Raw genomic sequence first — 20,686 nt, forward strand, 5'->3', positions numbered from 1 at the left:
CCCTGCCAAATCAAGGCTTATGTCCGAATAGCCCGGACACGCAGGCAAGGAGCAACCAGCCTGATAGGCAAGAGGCTATAAAACTCACTGCCAGATGCATTGCCAAACTCACCTCTCCTGATGAAGCCACCAGCAGGCTAACGCCCCCACCGCACGCATAGAGCAATGTGTTGCTGACCGATGCAGCAGCCCCTGCGCGATCGGGATGCCGACTGAGTGCGTACGTGGTTGCAGCCGGGCGGACGATCGTCGTGCCGATTGTGCATAAGGTTAATGGCAATACAAGATCGATGAGCACCAGTTCACCGCTTGAAATGGCAAGATGCAGGGCTACGCCAGCGGTGCCTATCAGTGCAAATCCACAACCAATCTGCGCCTGTGTACTCATACTTCGATTCAGCGAATTGGCAACTACACCGCCGACCATGTAGGCCAACCCATACAAGAGGAACACCATGGAGAAGGCGAACTCCGTCAACCCTAGCGGCCCCATCAGCAACAAGGGGGATACGACAACAAATGAAAAGTGACAGGCAAATGCCAAACAGGAGAAGATCGAATACACAAGAAACTTTCTGTCCTTCAGAATCTGGCAATAGCCAGGCAAAAAACCTCCCCGATAGCGAGAGGCTCTATCTTCACCCAATAACATCAAACAAAGTAACAGCACCAATACTGCCAGCATGACAAATACCTGAAAACTCCCCTGCCACCCCCAATATTGCTGAAGCACGCTGCCTGCTAACGGCGACAACGCGATAAAGACGCCGCTTGCACTGGTCAGCAGAATTCGCATCGCATTGCGCTGCTGGCCACTGTAACTATCCTGCACCAGCGCTTGGCTTAGTACGAAACAGCCACAGCCCATGGCCTGCAACAGGCGAAACACCATGAAGGTCTCATAGTGAGTGGTGCGTATGCAGCCGATTGCCCCTGCGATGCCTACCAAGAGCCCAGCGATCAGCAAGCGTTTTCTTCCCACACAATCGGAAAGCGGGCCGATCACCGCTTGGGATAGAGCCACACCCAGCGCAAATAAACTCACTGAATAGGCAATGCGCTTTGTATCGACTGCAAAATACTCAGCCATCTGCGGAACAGAAGGCAAAATGACGTCGAGTGGGAATACACCCAGCAGACTGATAAGAATGAGCAAAATCGACAGGAAAGAAGTTTTTGCAGGCACGCCACCCACTCCGGTTACTGACGACAGGGCGCTGGCCAACACGCCTAACCGTTCCACTATTTTTTCAATGCATATACGAACCCACACAGGCAATACACACAAGCGGGATTACTGAATGAAATACCCTAAAAACGTGTAGGATTCTTGAACCCAACATCGTACTAGTCCGTCCTGACCCGCCCATTCCAGTTCGATCTATCAACTGCTTAATCAGCCTGCAATTAACTTCCCAACAATAGGAAATCATTGAGGGTGCTGTTTTTTGTACACAGCCTCCCCCACGAGGGGTGTACAGTACCCCCACAACAAAGCCCAAGGAGCCACGCCAATGACCGTGACGCTGTCCCCTCTGCAGATCGACTGCGCTTTCGATTCCGGCAACATCCAGGTACTGGATGCCAGTAACCCTGCCCAGGTCCACCTGGCCATTCGCCCGGACACCCACAGCGGCCACTTCCAGTGGTTCCACTTCAAGGTCAGCGGCCTCACGCCCGGTCAGGCCCATCGCTTCAGCCTGGACAACGCCAGCGAGTCTTCCTACAAGAACGCCTGGGCCGGCTACAACGCCGTGGCTTCCTACGACCAGCAAACCTGGTTCCGTGTGCCCAGCCAGTTCGATGGCAAGGCACTGGCCTTCGAAGTGAAAGCCGAGCAGGAGCAGATCTGGTTCGCCTACTTCGAGCCCTACCCGCGTGCGCGCCACAACCAGTTGATCGAGCGTGCCCAGCAGATTCCCGGTGTCGAACTGCTGGCCCATGGCCGCAGCGTACAGGGCCGCGACATTCCGCTGTTGCGCGCAGGCGACGGAGCCGCAGGCAAACGCAAGCTATGGCTGATCGCCCAGCAGCACCCGGGCGAGCACATGGCCGAGTGGTTCATGGAGGGGGTGATCGACCGTCTTCAAGCCAATGACGCCGTCGTCCAGCAACTGCTGGCCAAGGCTGACCTGTACCTGATCGCAAACATGAACCCGGATGGCGCCTTCCTCGGCCACCTACGCACCAACTTCAAAGGCCAGGACCTCAACCGGGCCTGGCAGGACGCCAGCGTCGAGGCTAGCCCGGAGGTGTTCTTTGCCCAGGCGCAGATGAAGCAGTACGGGGTGGATGCGTTCATCGATGTGCATGGGGATGAAGAAATCCCGCACGTGTTCACCGCAGCGTGTGAGGGTAACCCGGGGTACACGCCACGCCTGGCCAAGCTTGAGGAGCAGTTCCGCAGCACCTTGTGCAGCGTTACGCCTGACTTCCAGACCAAGTATGGCTATACCCGCGATGAGCCTGGGCAGGCCAATACGACACTGGCGTGCAATGCGGTGGGCATGGCGTACGACTGCCTGTCGCTGACCCTTGAGATGCCGTTCAAGGACCATGACGATGCGCCCAACCCGGTGACCGGCTGGTCGGGAGAGCGGTCCAAGGCATTGGCAGGGGCGGTGCTGGAGACCTTGCTGAAGATGGCTGACGATTTGCGCTGATCAGTGCCGGCCTTTTCGCGGGGCAAGCCCGCGAAGAGGCCGGCGCAGACATACCCGGTCAAAACTGCACATCGAGTATCACATTGTCGGTATAGGTCGCCGCCGGCGGTGTCGCCTGGTCGGTATAGACCTTGGCGTTGTAGTTGAACACCTGGCTACCGGTGCCAGTCCCCACCCCAGGGTTGACGTTGGCATCGCTGCTGGAACGCCGCGCGCCACCCACTGCTCCCCAACGTACCGCGCCCGCGCTCTTGAAGATGTCGTAGGCCAGGTAGTCGTTGGCAGCAGACTTCATCCTCCGACGCCCGCCAGATGCGTTCTGCCCGTCATCCAGCCCGACCGTGTAGCTACTGCCCTTGGTGCAGGAAAGGTTCACGCTCTGGTTAACCGTGCCGAACCCCGCCACTACCGGTGCGCTGCCAAAGCTGATGGTCGGCGTTGTGATCTGGCAATCATTACTTACCGTCAGGGTCACCGTGAGGGTCTGGTTCCCCGCGCCCGTGTCGCGCCCCAGGCAGAGATTGCCCAGGCCAATGCCCGAGCAATAGTTCCAGACCCAGGCAAGGTTCAGCGTCTCGGTATAGACGCCGGCGGCCACGTTGGCGCCAACCGTAGTCTTCAGATACAGCGGCACAGACTTAGGGGAATTGCCATTGAGCAGGCCCAGGGCGTCGATCAGGCCATTGCGTGCGAAGTCGAACTGCGCGCTGCGGGTGATGGGGTAGCTGGTCGTATTATTGGCATAGATCGTATACGGGATGACATCCCCGGTCGGCCCCACCAGCCCGCTGGTAGCTGATGTAATGGTGAGGTAGAAGTGGTCACTGCTCACTAGCAGGGACAACAACGACCCGGTGCACTGCAAACCCGCATTGATGGTGGAAGCACTCTGGATGGCAGTGCGCACCAGCGTTGAGTTGAGGGTGCCGAACGCCGCTGGCGCGGTCGCGACGGACGAGCATAGCGCCCAGACCGAACCCGCCGGCAGCCATAGCATTGCGATCACCAGGCCGAGCAACCCCCTCCTCATCGGCATACCAACGGGCCGATCAACGGGATGGAGCCTTCTGCCTGCGGCAAGTCGAACTCGACCTGGCACTGCCCTCCTCCCTCCAGCCCAACCTGCAGGTGGTTGTGCGCTGAGAGGTTCTCCAGATACACCAGTCCGTCCCAGCCCACCACCGCCTGGCTGCCACTTTCACGATGGCTGACCGTACTGCCCAGCTTGAGCGGCTGCTGGTTGCCATCGACCAGCTCGACGCTCGCCGCCAGCACGCGCTTGAGCGGGAATTCCAGCAAGTAGCCGCTGCCACGGCGTACCGCGACCCGCTGCTCCACCTGCGCCGCGAGCACATCGGGTGGCAGGTCCATGGGGTCGATCTCGTACTTGCCGCGGTAGTAGCCGCTGCTGTACGGCACCAGCAGGTGGCCGTTGCGGTCGGTGCGGCCGATCTCCTGGTTTTCGTAACGCACGGGCACATCGGCATAGCCGCCGGTGCTGACCACCACAAAGGCATCGTCGATACGGTTGGCGGCGAACACCCCGGCGTCCATCCACACCAGCGAGCCGCTGGCGTCGGCCCAGCGGGTCATCTCGCCGCTGCTGCCGTACACGCCGGCCTGCAATTGCACCGACTGCAAGCGCCAGGTGGCGTCGGCCTGGCGGTAGGCATCGCGATCACCCCCAGTGGCGTAGCCAAGGTTGTAGCCAACACCACCGCCCACCGGCACCGCGCGGCTGTAGTTGACCCGCTGCAAATCCTCGCCTTCCTTGCTGCGCTCCATGCTCACGGCCAGGGTGCCGCTGAAGTCGATCGGGATCACCCATTGCGCCTGCACCGCCCATTGGCTGTCGCCGACCTCACGGTTGGCCGAGAGGTAGACACTGCTATTGCCCCAAAGCGGTTTGCTCCAGCTCAGGTTGATCAGCCGGGTGCGCGAGCCGTCACCGGCGCGCACATCGAAGTAGCCCGCGCCGAGGCTGCCGAAGCGGTCGAGGTTCAGGCTCAGGGTGACCTGCTCGCTGCGCTGGCTCAATTGCATGTCCAGGCTGTCGACCCGGCTCAGGTCGGCGTAATCACCATGACGCTGCAAGCGCTGATAGCTGAAACCCAGGCGCTGGCTGTTGTACTGATAGCCGAGGGCGACCTGGTGGCCCTTTTCGCCATCGTACTGGCTCTGCGCCGTCGCAGCGTTCAGTACACCGAACGTGCCCAGGCGCACATTCGCGCCCACACCGCCAAGCAGCAACGACTCTGCGGTTTCGACATGGCTTTCGAGGGTAAAGAAATCGCTGACGCCATGGCGCAGGCTGGCCGAGGCGACGCCGGGCCCGTAGCTGAAGTCGCGCACTGCATAGTCTCGGCGCAGGCTGCCGGCGGCCATCGAGAAATCCGACAGACTTTTTTGCAGCAGGCTGCTGGTGACGTAGAACGGCAACGTGGTGGAAACCTGGCGCCCAAGTGCGTCGGTGGTAACCACCACGGCCTCGCCGGCACCGTTGATGAACGGCACGTTGGTCAGGGTGTAGGGGCCTGGCTGCAACTCGGCGGTGCTGGACTTGTAGCCGTTGATGAACAGATCCAGTGAGGTCGGCACCGCCGCCTCTCCCGCGAAAGCAGGCAACGGATAAGTGACCAGGTCAGGGCGGGCGGCAAAGTCACGCGACAACTGCAGGCCGCCTACCCGCACCGAACTGGTCCAGGGCAACGCACCGGTGACGAAGTCGCCCGCTTCGTAAGTCAGCAGGCGCTGCTCGTCGGTGAAGCGCCAGGTGGTGTCGTAGCGCAGGAAACCCTGGCGGCTGTCGTCGGCCGCGGCGCCGTTGAACGACTGCCGCCACTGGCCGGTGCTGGCAAAGGTGCCCCAGCTGTCGAACAGGCGCAGCTCATTCCACGCAGCCAGGTAAGTGCCACCCTCGTCGGTGTCGTTGAGGTACAGGTCGTAGTTGAACAACGCGCCGAAACTGCTGCGCGCATCGCTGGCCGGGTACAGGTTACGGTCGCCGACTTGCTGGTCCGGGAGCCAGGCCGGTGGCACTTGCAGCAGCAGGCGCTGGTTCTGGCTGTCGTAGTCGCTGTGCAGGCCCGCGACGGTATCCAGGGCCACCTCGCCTTGCGGATTGCCCGGCAGGGCGATGCCGGCAGCGCGCAGCACCTGGCTGTCGAGGAACAGCCCGCCGGCGCGCTGCTGCACCGGCACCAGCTCAGCCCTGGGCACCTGGTTCACCAGCAGGTCCAGATACAGTGTGGCGTCGGCAATGGCGGCGGCCTCGGTGGGCGGCGGCGGCAGCTCGTCGGCCACCACCAGGCCGGGGCCGATTACCGCGAGCCCCAGGCACCAGCGGCGCATCGCCTGCGACAGCCATTTCACACACGCATTCCGACCATCGCCGGGTCCTCCCTGGCCCCTGACATTCATTCAATAGTGGTTTCATTGCCCTTGGCGGATCGCTTCGGCCACCTCCTGACCGTTCACCCTGCCCTTGAGTACGCCACTGCTGTTCGGTGCAACCGGTGCCGGCCAGCGCATGCTGGCCCCGGGCAATACATACCCAAGCAGCCCCTCGGCCAGTGGCCTTGCCTGGCCGCCCTGCTGCACCACCACATCGGTCAGCCGGGCATGCACCGGGCCGGTGTTGCGCAGTTCTACATAGGGTTTGCCCTGCACCGTCACCGGCCGCCAGCTCAGTTGCGGCTTGCCTACGCCGCTGGCGCTGCGCTTGCCCTCCGGGTCCGGCTTGCCCCACAAGCCTTCGCCATAGACGAACAACGGTACCGAGTAGCGCATCTGCAGGCGGATGGCTGCGGTAGCGCCCTGACTGGCGTTGTCCGAGGGCAGTGGCGAGGGAATTTCGTCGATGATGATGCGGTAAGCCTGCTCCTGGCCGGCCGGTGAGCTGCCAGTGCGGGTCAGGCGGATCAGTTGTTTCTGGCCGGGGGCGATGGTGGCTACCGGCGGGCTGCCGATGATCTCCCGCTGGGCCTGGAACTGCTCCTGCATGTCGCCCTGACGCCAGGCGAAAACCCGCACCTGTAGGCTCGCCGGAGCGCTGCCACGGTTCTCCAGCCACAGCGCGCCGGCCTTCTGGTCAGCCTCCAGCACCGGGTCTATCGGCCAGATCAGCACCGAGGTGGCAGCCCCCGCCGGCAAGCTCGCCAGCAGCAATGACCCGATCAAACCCCGCGCCCACTTCGCGCTTGCCCGCATACCGCTCTCCTTGATTTATTTTATTGTCAGGGGCCCCGGTGTTTCACCAGGTCACCGTCACTTGCACGACGTCGGTGTAAGTCCCGGCCGGCACAAGGCCGGTGAGCTGCGTGCGGCCATACACCGACAGCTTGATCGTCGTCGGGTCGCTGTTGTTCAGCGTCACGCTCTGGCCCACTGCGATGCTCTGGCTGTAGGCCGCGTCCTGGTACAGTTGGTAGGCCAGCAGCTGCGTGCCGCCGCTGCGTTTGAGGAAGCGCGTGCCGGTCACCACGTTCTGGCCACCGTCCAGGCTCATGCTCAGGCTCACGCCGGGCGTGCACTGGAAGGTCACTGTGGCGCCCCCCAATGAGGTACTGAGGACCCCGGTCGACAAGGCCGACTGCGTCCCGTAGTCGAGCACGCCATACTGGGTGACGCCGCCCACCACCAGGCAGCCTGCGGTGATCGTCGCCGTGACCTGGAAGGTGCTGCTGGTTGCGGCATTCAGTGGCGTCGCCAGCAGCGCACCCAGGCCTGCAAGGCAGCCACCCAGCCAATAGCGCATGGCCGCGGCTCAGAACGACAGCTCGACGGCCACCGTATCGGTGTATACCCCTGCCGGCAGCCCCGCCTTGCCGCGTGCCTGACCGTAGAGGTTGACGGTCTGAGCAACCCCGGTGCTGGTCGGCAGCGTGATGGTGCCGTCGATGTCCAACAGTTGGGTGCGCCCGGTGTCGGTATAGAAGTCGTAAGGCACGAAGTTGCCGTTGCCGTCTGCCAGCGCCCGGGTGCCGCCATCCGATGCACCGTCGTTGGCCCCCGCTCGCACGCGAATGGCTGGCACCGTACCTGCGGAGCAGAGGATGCTCATCGCACCGCCGCCGCCACCGAGCACCTCACCGTTGGCGGTGGTGAACAGCGCCTCTTGGGTGCCGAAGCTGAGGGTACCGAAGTTCAACCCCGAGGTGCCTGTGGTGCCATTGACCTGGCACGCCGACGTCAATGTCAGGGTGGAGCTGATGGTCCCGGTCACCGTAGCGGCCTGGGCGTGGCATGCCATCGCCAGGCCAAGGCCAGCGAGCATCCAGTGGGTGAGGTTCGTTCGCATCGGGGTCTCCTTGCGTGAATTACCAGTCCAGAGTCACTCTAAGCGTGTCGCGGTACAGCCCGGCCGGCAGCGCACGCGGTTGCGCTACCACTACGCCGAAGATGGGAATCGGAATCTGTTCGGTGCTGCTGATCGTGAAGGCACGCGCCTGGCCGATGCCATAACGGCTGTTACCGCCTGGGTCGAGCGCCAGTTGATAGGGGATCATTTCACGGCCATTGCTGAGCCGCCGTACGCCATCGCTGCCATTGAGGCCGCCGTCGATGCGCACATTGAAGGCCCTGACCTGGGGCGTGCAGCTGATCTGCAAGCTGCCCTCGCCGCCTGCCTCGTCAACCCGGCTGCGCAGCGGCTGGTCCCAGTTCGGACCACGCTCGCCGAAGTCCATCAGCCCCGGGTTGCCGAGTGTGGCCGGGGGCTGGTCGCCACTGCTGATCTGGCACGCTGCGCTGATCACCAGACGCGCCTGGATAAAGCCGGTGGTCGTGCCATGTGCTGCACCACTGGGCAACAGCAACGGGCCCAGGCTGAGCAACAGGATGGATGTACGGTTCATGGCGTGACGTCCTTGTGCATAGTGGCCCGCTACCAGGTGACCGTGACTTTGAGCAGGTCGGCGTACACACCGGCGTGCGGCACCCAGGCCAGTTTGTCGATCCGGGCGTACAGTGGCAGTTCGACCGTACCGCTGTCCGGCACACGTGCGGCGTGGGGCTGGCCCACGACCACAGGCTCGCGCCAGGCCGCGTCGCGGTACAGGCGATAGGGAATCGGCCGGGCCCTGGCGTCGCTACTGGCCAAGAAGCGCAGTTCACCGGCACCACCGTGCTGGCCACCGTCGACACGTACCTGGTAGGGCGTGTCGGGGTTGCATTCCAGTCGCGGTGGGCGCTGGTTTAGCAGCACCCCGCTCAAGGGCATATCAGGCCCGTCCAGGCGTGCGGCAACGCCCAGGTCGATCCGGCCAAGGGCCTGCGCCCCCGCCTCACGCTGCTGGTTGACCAGCATGCAGCCCCGTTGCACCTGCACCCGCACCTCCACGAGGAAGTCCGCTGCCATGGCACTGCCACTCAACAACAGGCCCCACAGTACGGCCACAAAGCGTCCCTTCACTGACACGTCCCTAGTTTTTCCGTCCTGAGTCTGAGCGTAGCAGCCGGTGGCCTGCCTGTGCCCACTCCACGCCATTCTTTGGTAGTAACAACAAAGGGTTAGACCGTTAGCCGGTCACAGCAAAGAAATTTTCGGCTGGCATCGAACCCAAGCGCCTCCAGTACCTCCAATGGCCATAGGCCGGCAAAGCAGTGCGCATTCTGTTACGGTGCGCAGCAGCCACCGAGCCCGCATCAGACGCATGCGCGCCATGCATGGACGAACATGACAGGAGCGTATCCATTGACGACCACCGACATCGCACTCGCCGAAGCCGTGGAACGCTGCGCCCAGGAGCCGATCCAGGTACCCGGCAGCATCCAGCCACATGGTTTTCTGCTGGTGCTGGATGAACAGGACCTGCGTATCCTCCAGGCCAGCGACAATGTCGAACGCTGGCTCGGTGTGCCCGCCCTTGAGCTGGTGGGATGCACCTTCGCCGACGTGGTCAGCGACAGTTTCGATCTGCGTTCCCATCTTGAGCGCCTGCCCGGCGACGATGTATTCCCCTTCCACATCGGCGATGTGCTCCTGCGCAATGGGGCACCCTGCAACGACCGGCTGCGCCTGCTGACCCATCGCCATGATCAGGTACTGATCGCTGAGTTCGAGCCCGTTCGTCAGCCTGTCGGCCCGGTCGACCAAGGCGATTATTACCCCCTGGTGCGGGGTTTCGTCAGTAGCCTGAACAACGCCGCAACCCTGGAAGCGTTGCTGCAGCAGACTGTATTGCAGATAAAGCGAATCACCGGTTTTGGCCGGGTAAAGGCCTACAGCTTCGATAAAGAGGGCAATGGCCAGGTGCTCGCTGAAGTGGCTGATGCCGGCTATCCACGCTACTTGGGTTTGTGCTTCCCCGCGTCGGACATTCCCCGCCAGGCCCGCGAGCTCTATCGGGTCAACCGCATTCGCGTGATCGAAGATGCCGACTACCAGGCCTCACCGCTGGTGCCGGCGGCCAACCCGCGCACCGGCAAACCGCTGGACATGAGCTTCGCCGCGTTGCGCAGCGTATCGCCGGTGCACCTGCAGTACATGCGCAACATGGGCACCCTGGCGTCGATGTCACTGTCGATCGTGGTCGATGGGCAACTGTGGGGGCTGGTGTCGTGCCACCACGAGCAACCTCGACCGGTCGACCTGCGCACCCGCACAGCCTGCGAGCTGCTGGCCAGTGTGCTGTCGCTGCAGATCGAGTCGCGTGAGGCCCACGCCAATACCCGGAAGCTGCTCGACCTGCGCCAGCACATCGTACGCATGATCTCCTCGATGGCCGACCATGACAGTGTCAGCGAGGGCCTGCGCGCCCTGCCCGAGGTGCTGCTGGCCTTCGCCGGGGCGAGCGGCGCGGCGGTCATTTCCGCCGAGCGCTGCGACCTGATTGGCCAGACGCCGCCGGCAGCACAGGTCACTGCGCTGGTGCACTGGCTGGCCCAGCGTGATGATGAGACGGTGTTCCACAGTGACAATGTGCGCCGCGACATCGACGAACTGCCCGAGCTGGCCGAGCATGCCGGTGGCGTGCTGGCAGTGGCCATTTCCCAGATCCACTCGCACTACCTGCTGTGGTTCCGGCCCGAACAGGTACGCATAGTCAACTGGGCCGGGCGGCCCGACAAACAGATAGGCCCGCAGGGGGCGTTAAACCCGCGGCACAGCTTCGAACACTGGCAGGAACAGCTGGGCGGTTACTGCGAGCCGTGGGACCCGCTGACGATCGAAGGCGTGGTCGAACTGCGCACCGCCGTGCTCGGCATTGTCCTGCGCAAGGCCGAAGAGCTGGCGCAACTGGCCAACGAGCTGCGCCGTTCGAACAAGGAGCTCGAAGCCTTCAGCTACAGCGTGTCCCACGACCTGCGCGCACCGTTGCGGCATATCGCCGGTTACACCGAACTGCTAGGCGAGATCGAAGGCCAGGGCCTGAGTGAACGCGGCCGGCGCTTTCTCAAGCACATCGAGGAAGCTGCGCAGTTCGCCGGCAGCCTGGTGGATAACCTGCTCAACTTCTCGCAGATGGGCCGCTCGGCCCTACGCCTGTCGGATGTTGACCTCAATGCGCTTGTAGAAGCCATCCGCCAGGAACTGGCGCCCGATTATGAAGGGCGCGAGATCGTCTGGGACGTCGCACCGCTGCCCAAGGTGATCGGTGACCCGGCGTTCATCAACCTGGCGCTGCATAATCTGATCGCCAACGCTATCAAGTACACCCGTGGCCGCGAACCTGCGCGCATCGAAATCGGCGCACACCAGCACGCGGAGGAAATCGAAGTCTATATTCGCGATAATGGCGTGGGCTTCGACATGGCCTATGCCAACAAACTCTTCGGGGTGTTCCAGCGGCTGCACCGCATGGAGGACTTCGAGGGCACCGGGATCGGCCTGGCCAGCGTGCGGCGGATCATCGAACGTCATGATGGACGAGTCTGGGCCCAAGGCCAGGTCGACCAGGGCGCCAGCTTCCATTTCACTCTTCCACGTCATCCAGAAACAAACTGAGGCACCGGTTCAATCATGCTCAAACCTATCCTGCTGGTAGAAGACAACCCCCGGGACCTGGAGCTGACGCTCCTGGCCCTGGAGCGTAGCCAGTTGGCCAACGAGGTCATCGTTCTGCGCGACGGCGCTGATGCCCTCGACTATCTGCTACGGCGTAACGCCTATGCCGCGCGCGACGACGGCAACCCCGCCGTGTTGCTACTGGACCTGAAACTGCCCAAGGTCGATGGCCTGGAAGTGCTAAGGGAGGTGCGTGCCACCCCCGAGCTGCGCAGCATCCCGACGGTGATGCTGACCTCGTCGCGGGAAGAGCCCGACTTGCTGCGGGCTTATGAACTGGGGGTCAACGCCTACGTGGTCAAGCCCGTGGAGTTCAAGGAGTTCGTCGCGGCGATTTCCGACCTCGGCGTGTTCTGGGCCGTGCTCAACGAACCACCACCTGGCTCGCTACGCCTTAACCGGCGTGGCAGCAACTGAGGCCCGCCGCGAACATGCTGCCAACGCCGCTCAAATTACTGATGGTCGAAGACAGCTCGCTGGATGCCGAGCTGACCTTGCTGAGCCTGGAGCGCAGCGGACTGCAGCTGCAGTCGCAGCTGGTATTCGATCATGTTGCCGCCGAGCATGCCCTGCACGAAGCCAGCTATGACCTGATCCTTTGCGACTGCGTGCTGCCCGGCTCGTCCGGTACCGACGTGCTGGCCATCGCCCAGCGCCTGGCGCCGGATACGCCGTTCATCTTCCTGTCGGGCATATACGGTGAGGAGCACGCGGTGGAAATGATCCGCCTGGGTGCCACCGACTATGTACTGAAGAAAAACCTGTCGTTGCTGCCCAAGGCAGTGCGCAGGGCGCTTACCGAAGTGCAGGAACGTCAGCGTCGGCGCCGTGCCGAAGAAGCCCTTGCGGACCTTGAGGCACGCGCCCGGATTGCCATCGATGCAGCCGGCATGGGTACCTGGGACTTTCGCCCGGAAGAAGGGCTGCTGATCTGGGACGACCGCTGCAAGACGCTGTTCGGTCTGCCGGTAGACACCGAGATGAGCCTTGACGTTTTCTATGCCGGCATCTATCCAGAAGACGTGCAACGGGTGCGCGAAACGGTGGAATACGCCATGCGCCCGGACAGCGACGGGCTTTACCGGGCCGAATTTCGCATTGCCCAACCCAACGGCCTGGAACCGCGCTGGCTGCTCAGCAGCGGTCAGAGCCAGTTTGTCGATGGCCGCTGCACACGCTTTTCGGGCGTATTGCAGGACATCCACGCCCAGCGCCTGGCGACCCAGGCGCTCAAACAGCTCAACGAAATGCTCGGCGAGCGGGTCGAGCGCCGTACCCGCGAGCGTGACCGGGCCTGGGAGCTTTCCCAGGACTTGCTCGCGGTGCTCAACAAAGACCTCACACCGGTCGCACTGAACCCTGCCTGGGAGGCCAGCCTGGGTTTCTCGCGCGAACGCCTGAGCCAGACCTCGTTATTGCAGTTGCTGCCCGAACCGGACCAAGAAGCGCTGCTGACCGAACTCGCCGCCCTCGCCCATGGCCGCACCAGCGCGCGCTTCGTCGGCCGTATCCAGCATGCAGGCGGCCAGTTGCGCTGGCTGTCATGGGTGGTGGTACCGGAAGACACGCTGCTCTATGTGGTAGCCCGCGACATCACCAGCGAGCGCGAAGCAGCCATGGGCCTGGCCGACGCCAACGACCGCCTGCGCGAACAGATCACCGAGCGCGAGCGCATAGAGGCAGCGTTGCAGCAGATGCAACGGCTGGAGGCGGTCGGCCAGCTCACGGCGGGTGTTGCACACGACTTCAATAATCTGCTGACAGTCATCCTTACCGGCTCAAGCTTCCTTGAGCGCGACCTGGACAAAGGTGACCTGGAAAAAGCGCGCAAACGCCTGACGCATATCCGCGAGGCGGGTGAACGCGGCGCCAAGCTGACCTCACAGCTGCTCGCCTTCTCCCGCCGCCAGCGCCTGGAACCGGTACCGCTGAACCTCAACCGCACCTTGGGCGGCCTGGAGGAATTGCTGCGCCGCACCTTGGGCGGGAGCATTTCTGTGCGCCTGGACCTGGACCACAGCCTGTGGCAAGCGCTGACCGACCCGACCCAGACCGAAATGATCATTCTCAACCTGGCGATCAACGCCCGCGACGCCATGCCCGACGGTGGCCAGTTGACGCTGGCCACACGCAATACCCGGATCAAGGCCCGCCCGCAGCGGCCGGAAGACCCGGAGCCGGGCGAGTACGTGATGCTGAGCATCCGCGACACCGGCTGCGGCATGAGCGAAGAGGTGGTGGCCAAGGTGTTCGAACCCTTCTTCACCACCAAGGACATCGGCAAAGGCTCGGGCCTGGGGCTGGCCCAGGTGTTCGGCTTTGCCAAGCAGTCTGGTGGCGGTGTGCGCATCGACACCGCGCCTGGGCATGGCACCCAGGTTGCCGTTTACCTGCCCGCAGTGAAGCATGAGCTGGCGGCGGACCCGGTGATCCCGGCTGCGTCGCAGTCCATCAGCGACAGTGGCCGCGACCGCACGGTGCTGCTGGTGGATGACGACCACCTGGTGCGCGACATGCTCGGCGATGTGTTGCGCCAGTACGGCTATCAGGTACGCCAGGCACACAGCGGCGAACAGGCATTGGCCCAGCTGGACGACGAGATCGACTTGTTGCTGACCGACTTTGCCATGCCCGAATTCAACGGTGCCCAACTGGCTTTGGCCGCACGTGAACGGCATCCGCGCTTGCCGGTGGTGTTTCTGACCGGGTATGCCGAGCTGGAAGGGCTGGATTTGCCGGACAGCCTGGTGATGCAGAAGCCGGTGCAGGCTGAGGAACTGGCCCGCGTGCTGGATGAACTGCTGCGGGTGAACAGGTAATCGCGCTGTAGCTGACAGGGCCCATTGTCGTCAGTCGACGATGGGCCTGCGCAAACGCCAGAAACGAAAAAACCCAGCGCCGATATCATCTGCACTGAATCAGGAATGGATGTTTAACGAGAAAATGGCAGGGGCGGCTGGATTCGAACCAACGCATGGCAGGATCAAAACCTGCTGCCTTACCGCTTGGCGACGCCCCTGTATCGGATGCAGCGTTAGCTGCTCTGACCATTCCAACTGAGTGACAACTGGGTTGTTGTCTTGGAATGCGCGGCACTTTAACAACATTCTTTGCACCTGGGAAGCCCCTTGCGCAAAAAAAATGCTTTAAAACAGCAGGTTAGTGTTTTGCGGGCCGTTCACACGCCGCAAAACGACCATCCGTCGCATTTAATCCGCTTGGCTTCAACACAATCGCATCGCGCCCTTCCAATCAGATAAGCCATTTGCATTGACCAAGGAGGATGCCATGCCCGTTTCCCACGACCTGTACCAGGACCTGCACTACCCCCGCGAGATCGTCCAGCAGCGCCGTCAACAGGACAAGACCCTTGACCGAATGCTCGACGAGTACGTCGACATCGACAACCAGGTACTGGCTGCCGAGGCGATTTCAGCAGGTAACTTTCAGGACGACGACCTGCGCCACCTCAAGGAGCGTCGGCTGGCCATCAAGTACATGATCGAGCGTCAACTGGAACGCAAGGTTTGAGTTATCCGGCCAACTGATAGAAGCCCCGCACTTTTTCTATTGGTTAAAAGGGCCGACCTGGGGCAAGCTGCGCACTGACCTTCCTGTGCCCAAGGAACTTAGCTTTTGTCTGCCTGGATCCCCTCCCCCCTGCGCCAACTGGGCCAACGCCTGCGACCCGCCACCTCCAGCCAGAGCGATCTGCTCGCATGGTTCGAAGACAAGGCGCGCAGCCGTGGCTACCAGCTCAGCGCGGGCCAGCGCCGGGTCATCCAGGCCATGGCCGAGCAGCTTGCCCGCTTGCCAGGCGAACCACGCAGCCTTTACTTGTACGGGTCGGTTGGCCGCGGCAAGAGCTGGCTGCTGGACGGTTTCTTCCAGGCAGTGCCGATCGAGGCGAAAAAACGCCTGCACTTCCATGATTTTTTTGCCCGCCTGCACCAGGGCATGCACCGTCACAGGCTGCTGGACGATGCCCTGGGCGCCACGCTGGACGCATTGCTGGGCGACTGCAAGGTGCTGTGTTTCGACGAATTCCATGTGCATGACATCGGTGATGCCATGCTGCTCACCCGCCTGTTCAATGCCTTGTTCGCGCGTGGCATCTTCGTGCTGGTGACTTCGAACTACGCCCCCGAGGGCCTGCTGCCCAACCCGCTGTATCACGAGCGATTCCTGCCGGTGATCCGCCTGATCCATGGCCGCATGGAGGTCCTTGAAGTGGGCGGCGACACAGACTTTCGCAGCCTGCCGGCCAACCGCGAACACCAGCGCTTTACCCAGGGCCACTATGTATGGCCGGGCGATGCGGCCCAGCGCCTTGCGCTGAAGGTGCCGCCCGCGCACCCGCTCACGCTTGAGGTGAACAAACGCAACCTTCGCGCGCTCGCCAGTCACGGCAGGCTGGTGATGTTCGCCTTTGACGACCTGTGCGAGCAGCCCACAGCAGTGATCGATTATCTGCAGCTTGCCCAGCAATATGATGCCTGGATCATCGACGGGCTGGATGACCTCTCGGAGTGCTCATTGGCAGCGCAGCAGCGCTTCGTCAACCTGGTGGATGTGCTGTACGATCAGGACTGCCAGGTGACGGTGATCGGGCAGCGGCGGCTGGAAGAGAGCCTTGGCGGCACCATTGCCGACCTGATGCGCACCCGCAGCCGGCTGGGGCAGTTGCATCAGGTGGGGCCGGAGGACTTCATCGGCTGAACCCTCGCATTCACGCGCTAGCCAGGCCAACCGGTCAGCCTGCCCTGGGCAGATCCGCCAGCACCGCTTCGATCTCTCTGAGCACCGCCGGATCATCCAGTGTCGAGGGCGGCACATACGCCTGGCCATCGGCAATTTTGCGCAGCACCGCCCGCAGGATCTTGCCCGAGCGGGTCTTGGGCAGCCGTTTCACCAAGCGCACCCGGTTGAAGCAGGCCAACGCGCCGATCGCTTCACGCACCCTGCCCACCAAGTCCACCAACAGTTGCGCCTCGGTAATGCCCTCCCCGTCCTTGAGCACTACCAGCGCCAAGGGCACCTGGCCCTTGATCTCGTCATGCACACCGATTACCGCGCATTCGGCCACCGCAGGGTGGCACGCCACCAGGTCCTCCATCTCGCCGGTGGAAAGGCGATGGCCGGAGACGTTGATCACATCATCGGTTCGACCCATGATGTAGACGAAGCCATCGTCATCCAGGTAGCCACCATCACCGGTGTGGTAGTAACCCGGGTAAGTCTGCAGATAAGCCTGCAGGTAGCGCTCATGATCGCCCCACAAGGTCTGGCTGCAACCGGGCGGCAGCGGCAGAGCGATGACGATGGCGCCCTGATGGTTCGGGCCCAGCAAGTGCCCATCGTCATCCAGCACACGCACGTGATAACCCGGCACCGCGCGGTTGCTCGAACCCGGACGCGCCGCGCTGCCCTCCAGCCCCACGCATGGCGCGGTGACTGGCCAGCCGGTCTCGGTCTGCCACCAATGGTCGTGCACCGGCTTGCCGGTAACCCGTTCCAGCCATTGGTGGGTACTGGAATCGAGCTTTTCCCCGGCCAGGAACAACTGGCGCAGCGTACTCAAGTCATGCCGGCGGATCAGCTCGCCATCCGGGTCCTCCTTGCGGATCGCCCGCATGGCGGTCGGTGCACAGAACAAGGCATTGACCCCATACTGCTCGACCACGCGCCAATAGGCCGACGCATCCGGGGTGCGGATCGGCTTGCCTTCGTAGAACACCGTGGTGCAGCCGCTCATCAGTGGCCCATAGACGATCAGCGAATGGCCGACCACCCAGCCCACATCGGAAATACCCCACCACACATCACCGGCCTGCATGCCGTAGATGTGGCGCATGGCATAACAGAGGGCGACCGCGTTGCCACCGTTCTCACGGACGATGCCCTTGGGTTTGCCCGTGGTACCGGAGGTGTACATGATGTAAAGCGGGTCTGCCGACTCCAGCTCGACCGCAGGCACCGGCTCGGCATTTACCAGCGCTTGCTGCCAGTCAAGGTCGCGGTTTGGCTGCAACCGGGCGCTGGCCTGGGGCCGCTGCAGCACCAGCACGTGGCGCGGCTGATGGTGAGCCAGTTGCAGCGCGCGGTCGACCAGCGGCTTGTACTCGATCACCCGGTCGAATTCCAGGCCGCAGGACGCCGTCAGCAGCAGCGTTGGCCGCGCATCATCGATACGCAGGGCCAGCTCGTTGGCTGCAAAGCCACCGAACACCACCGAGTGCACCGCACCGATACGCGCGCAGGCGAGCATGGCCATGGCCGCCTGCGGCACCATCGGCATGTAGATGATCACCCCATCGCCTTTGCCCACCCCCAGCTGGCGTAGCAACCCGGCCAGGCGCGCCACCTCGTCACGCAGCTGGTTGTAGGTGAACGCCTGCTGCACACCGGTCACGGGGGAGTCGTAGATCAACGCCATCTGCTCGCCACGGCCCAGCTCGATTTGCCGATCGAGGGCCAGGTAGCAGCTGTTCAGGCGGCCGTCGGCGAACCAGCGATGGGTGCCGTCCGGGTTTTCCTGCAGCGTCAGGGTGGGTTTGCGGTACCAGGCCAGATGTTCGGCCTGTTCGGCCCAGAAGGCAGCAGGGTCGGCAATGGAATGGGCGTAGCTGTGCTGGTAGGTCATGTTGATGGCAACCCGGTACTTGTTGTTATTGAAGGGCGAGCCTTGAGTATGGACCGCCACGCACCGGCCGCCATGGGACTAAAGTCACAACGCATATGCAGATTTGCAGCGCTGGCGAAAGCGCCCCATAACGGTGCAAAGCCTCTAGAATAGGCAACCCTTCCCGCCACAGAGCAGCCCATGGATATCGAGCAGGCCCGAACGTTTCTGGAAGTCGTACGGTGCGGCAGCCTCGTCGCCGCCGCCGAGCGCCTGTTCGTGTCACAGACCGCCATCACCGCACGCGTGCAGCGCCTCGAGCAGCAACTGGGCTGCCAGCTGTTCGTGCGTAGCCGCAACGGCGCCAGCCTGACCAGTGATGGCGAAGCCTTCGTCAGCTATGCCAACCAGCTGGTGCAGACGTGGGAGGCGGCGCGCCGTGACCTGCCGCTGCCCGAGGGCTGCCAGCAAGTGCTGCACGTAGGGGCAGAAGTGAGCCTGGGCAACCCGATGCTGCTCGACTGGGTCAGCGCCTTGCACTGCGCATTACCCAGCCACGCCATCCGCAGCGAGGTCAGCGACGGTGAGTCCTTGCTGCGCAAGGTAGAGATGGGCCTGCTGGACGCCGCACTGGTCTATCAGCCCACCTACGGCCCGGGCCTGCAGGTAGAGCAGTTGATGGAAGAGAAGCTGATCCGCATACGCCGGGTCGAGCAACCCGACCCGTACATCTACATCGACTGGGGCGAGGCCTTCCGCCGCCAGCACGACGCCGCCCTGCCCGACTGCGCGCGACCGGCGCTGAGCTTCAACCTCGGGCCGCTGGCCCTGCAGTTCATTCTCGACAAAGGCGGCAGCGGCTATTTCCGTACCCGCGTGGTGCAGGCGTATCTGGACAGCGGGGTATTCGAGCGGGTACCGCAAGCCCCGGAGTTCACCTACCCGACCTTCCTTGTCTACCCGCGCAAACGCGACAGCGAGGCCCTGCAACAGGCCTTCGCGGTGCTGCGCCGGCTGGTGGCCTCCGGCGCCAGCGATTGGTCACAACGCTGGGACCCGCTGATCTGAAACGCTGCCAGCGCCACTGAGCAGCTGGCGCTTGAGGCCGGCGATCAGGTCGGTCTGGGTGATCACACCGACCAACTGGTCGCCATCGATCACCGGCAGGCAGTGCAGCCCTTGCTCGCACAGCAGGGGCAGCAGGCGTTGCAATGGGTGCTGGCTGCTGACACTGATGACCTGCCGGCTCATCACCTGCTCCATACGCACGGCCTTGCCCGCGAAAAGCCCCCGCCAACTGAACCGGCCACGTTGCATGGCCGGACCGAGCAGATCGCTAAGGCTGACGATACCCACCAGCTTGCCCTCTTGCAGCACCGGCAGGGTTTTCAGGTGATGACTGGCGAGCATCTTCCAGGCCTGTTCCAGGGTGGTGTCGGGGGCGGCGAACTGCACATCGCGGGACATCACCGAAGCTGCGGTGATCCCGCCGAGGCTGCGCTGCAGGGCATGCTGCTCGGTGGCCAGGATGATGCGCTCCAGTTCATCGCGGGTGACGTCGACGAACTCACCCAACTCTTCCAACGCCTGATCCAGGTCCGCACCACTGACCCCGACCCGTTCGCTGGGCAACGGGTCGTGGGTGTGGTGCTGGTCCTTGCGTGGCGCAGCGCCCTTGGGGTAATGCACGCCGGTCAAACGGTTGTAGACCACTGCCACCGTCACCAGAATCAGCGCGTTGAGCAACACGGGCTCCAGCAGGTGGTCGCCCAGCGCCGTCAGCCCTGAATCGGCCAGCACCGCGCTCACCGCAACACCGCCACCCGGCGGGTGCAGGCAGCGCAACAGGCACATCAGCAAAAGCGAGATGCCCAAGGCAGCCGCCGCAACCCACAGGTGGGGGCCGAACCCCTCGCGCATGGCAAGGCCCACTGCGCCCGCCAGCGCATAGCTGCCCAGCACTGGCCAGGGCTGGGCCAACGGCCCGGAATGCACGGCGAACACCAGCACTGCCGAAGCCGCAAGAGGGCCCAGCAGGTGCAAGGCGATACCAGGCCCGTAGGCCATACCGGTCAACCAGCCGGCGAGGAACAAACCGAGCAGCGCGCCGATGCCGGCACGCAGCCATTGTTTTGGAGGAATATTCAGGGGCGACGGCAACAGCCGCTGCAGGCGACTTTCGGAACGCAAGGCAGTCATTCAAGTAATCGTGTTTGTGGTTCTGATCAAAAGAAAGCCCAGCCGAACTGGCCTGGGCCCTAGGGGCTCCGTCCGTGGAGAGATGGAAACCGCAGGGTTTCGTCAGGGGATTGTGCCGCCCAGTGTCGGGCTTGGGCCAATTCAAAAAAATGCGGCTGTACTGCAGTTTTTTTGCAGTGCTGCTGCCGGCGACAG

Annotated in this window: 17 protein-coding genes and 1 tRNA gene; 7 read left to right on the forward strand and 11 right to left on the reverse strand. The window is 63.1% G+C overall.

The genetic code is table 11. The annotated features are described in order from the left end of the window. Positions 1-10: 10 nt before the first annotated feature. Positions 11-1,186 (reverse strand): MFS transporter, encoded by a 1,176-nt coding sequence (locus ACMGGN_RS13025; RefSeq protein ID WP_115275570.1) that lies wholly within the window; start codon positions 1,184-1,186, stop codon positions 11-13. Between the two features lie 328 nt (positions 1,187-1,514). Between ACMGGN_RS13025 and ACMGGN_RS13030 the strand changes: the two genes are divergently transcribed. Beyond that, positions 1,515-2,663 carry a M14-type cytosolic carboxypeptidase gene (locus tag ACMGGN_RS13030; RefSeq protein WP_119688621.1) on the forward strand — a complete coding sequence of 383 codons (1,149 nt, stop codon included), beginning with the start codon at positions 1,515-1,517 and terminating at the stop codon, positions 2,661-2,663. Positions 2,664-2,721: 58 nt separating this feature from the next. On the opposite strand, the gene ACMGGN_RS13035 is transcribed toward ACMGGN_RS13030, so the two are convergent. The 7 genes from ACMGGN_RS13035 to ACMGGN_RS13065 all read right to left on the reverse strand — a co-directional run bounded on the left by ACMGGN_RS13035 (position 2,722) and on the right by ACMGGN_RS13065 (position 9,021). Beyond that, on the reverse strand, positions 2,722-3,693 hold the full coding sequence (locus tag ACMGGN_RS13035) for a spore coat U domain-containing protein (RefSeq protein WP_414156030.1): 972 nt from the start codon (positions 3,691-3,693) through the stop codon (positions 2,722-2,724). After that, positions 3,690-6,014: a fimbria/pilus outer membrane usher protein gene (locus ACMGGN_RS13040; RefSeq protein ID WP_414156833.1), complete on the reverse strand. Its 2,325-nt coding sequence runs from the start codon at positions 6,012-6,014 to the stop codon at positions 3,690-3,692. The genes ACMGGN_RS13035 and ACMGGN_RS13040 overlap by 4 nt, the downstream gene beginning before the upstream one ends. 81 nt (positions 6,015-6,095) lie before the next feature. Continuing rightward, positions 6,096-6,872 carry a molecular chaperone gene (locus tag ACMGGN_RS13045; RefSeq protein WP_115275340.1) on the reverse strand — a complete coding sequence of 259 codons (777 nt, stop codon included), beginning with the start codon at positions 6,870-6,872 and terminating at the stop codon, positions 6,096-6,098. A 43-nt stretch (positions 6,873-6,915) separates the two neighbouring features. Continuing rightward, positions 6,916-7,419: a spore coat U domain-containing protein gene (locus ACMGGN_RS13050; protein ID WP_414156031.1), complete on the reverse strand. Its 504-nt coding sequence runs from the start codon at positions 7,417-7,419 to the stop codon at positions 6,916-6,918. 9 nt (positions 7,420-7,428) lie between these two features. Further along, positions 7,429-7,962, reverse strand: coding sequence for a spore coat U domain-containing protein (locus ACMGGN_RS13055; protein WP_115275342.1), 534 nt, complete (start codon positions 7,960-7,962; stop codon positions 7,429-7,431). 19 nt (positions 7,963-7,981) lie between these two features. Further along, on the reverse strand, positions 7,982-8,518 hold the full coding sequence (locus ACMGGN_RS13060) for a spore coat U domain-containing protein (protein WP_115275343.1): 537 nt from the start codon (positions 8,516-8,518) through the stop codon (positions 7,982-7,984). Positions 8,519-8,547: 29 nt separating this feature from the next. Further along, positions 8,548-9,021, reverse strand: coding sequence for a spore coat U domain-containing protein (locus ACMGGN_RS13065; protein ID WP_239539370.1), 474 nt, complete (start codon positions 9,019-9,021; stop codon positions 8,548-8,550). Between the two features lie 318 nt (positions 9,022-9,339). On the opposite strand from ACMGGN_RS13065, the gene ACMGGN_RS13070 reads away from it, so the two are divergent. The 3 genes from ACMGGN_RS13070 to ACMGGN_RS13080 are packed head-to-tail and all read left to right on the forward strand — an operon-like array spanning position 9,340 to position 14,489. Next, complete coding sequence (locus ACMGGN_RS13070; RefSeq protein ID WP_281868553.1) at positions 9,340-11,610, forward strand: ATP-binding protein; 2,271 nt, start codon at positions 9,340-9,342, stop codon at positions 11,608-11,610. Between the two features lie 15 nt (positions 11,611-11,625). Next, positions 11,626-12,087 carry a response regulator gene (locus ACMGGN_RS13075; protein ID WP_046787299.1) on the forward strand — a complete coding sequence of 154 codons (462 nt, stop codon included), beginning with the start codon at positions 11,626-11,628 and terminating at the stop codon, positions 12,085-12,087. A 14-nt stretch (positions 12,088-12,101) separates the two neighbouring features. Then, positions 12,102-14,489 carry a hybrid sensor histidine kinase/response regulator gene (locus ACMGGN_RS13080; RefSeq protein WP_115275346.1) on the forward strand — a complete coding sequence of 796 codons (2,388 nt, stop codon included), beginning with the start codon at positions 12,102-12,104 and terminating at the stop codon, positions 14,487-14,489. Between the two features lie 125 nt (positions 14,490-14,614). Here ACMGGN_RS13080 and ACMGGN_RS13085 read toward each other — a convergent pair. Next, a tRNA-Gln gene (locus ACMGGN_RS13085) sits at positions 14,615-14,689 on the reverse strand. Positions 14,690-14,958: 269 nt separating this feature from the next. Between ACMGGN_RS13085 and ACMGGN_RS13090 the strand changes: the two genes are divergently transcribed. Beyond that, positions 14,959-15,201 carry a hypothetical protein gene (locus ACMGGN_RS13090; RefSeq protein WP_039602799.1) on the forward strand — a complete coding sequence of 81 codons (243 nt, stop codon included), beginning with the start codon at positions 14,959-14,961 and terminating at the stop codon, positions 15,199-15,201. Positions 15,202-15,306: 105 nt separating this feature from the next. Next, positions 15,307-16,389 carry a cell division protein ZapE gene (zapE, locus tag ACMGGN_RS13095; protein WP_115275347.1) on the forward strand — a complete coding sequence of 361 codons (1,083 nt, stop codon included), beginning with the start codon at positions 15,307-15,309 and terminating at the stop codon, positions 16,387-16,389. A 34-nt stretch (positions 16,390-16,423) separates the two neighbouring features. On the opposite strand, the gene ACMGGN_RS13100 is transcribed toward zapE, so the two are convergent. Beyond that, positions 16,424-18,313 (reverse strand): propionyl-CoA synthetase, encoded by a 1,890-nt coding sequence (locus ACMGGN_RS13100; protein ID WP_414156834.1) that lies wholly within the window; start codon positions 18,311-18,313, stop codon positions 16,424-16,426. A 180-nt stretch (positions 18,314-18,493) separates the two neighbouring features. Here ACMGGN_RS13100 and ACMGGN_RS13105 point away from each other — a divergent pair, with 180 nt between their 5' ends. After that, positions 18,494-19,360 (forward strand): LysR family transcriptional regulator, encoded by an 867-nt coding sequence (locus ACMGGN_RS13105; protein ID WP_039602801.1) that lies wholly within the window; start codon positions 18,494-18,496, stop codon positions 19,358-19,360. Here the strand turns inward: ACMGGN_RS13105 and ACMGGN_RS13110 are convergent. Further along, a complete protein-coding gene (locus ACMGGN_RS13110) occupies positions 19,334-20,491 on the reverse strand; it encodes an HPP family protein (protein WP_115275348.1) in 1,158 nt (385 codons plus the stop codon). The genes ACMGGN_RS13105 and ACMGGN_RS13110 overlap by 27 nt on opposite strands. Positions 20,492-20,686: the final 195 nt, after the last annotated feature.

The sequence above is a fragment of the Pseudomonas sp. BNK-30 genome, assembly GCF_047456185.1.
GTDB classification, from domain to species: Bacteria; Pseudomonadota; Gammaproteobacteria; order Pseudomonadales; family Pseudomonadaceae; genus Aquipseudomonas; species Aquipseudomonas putida_E.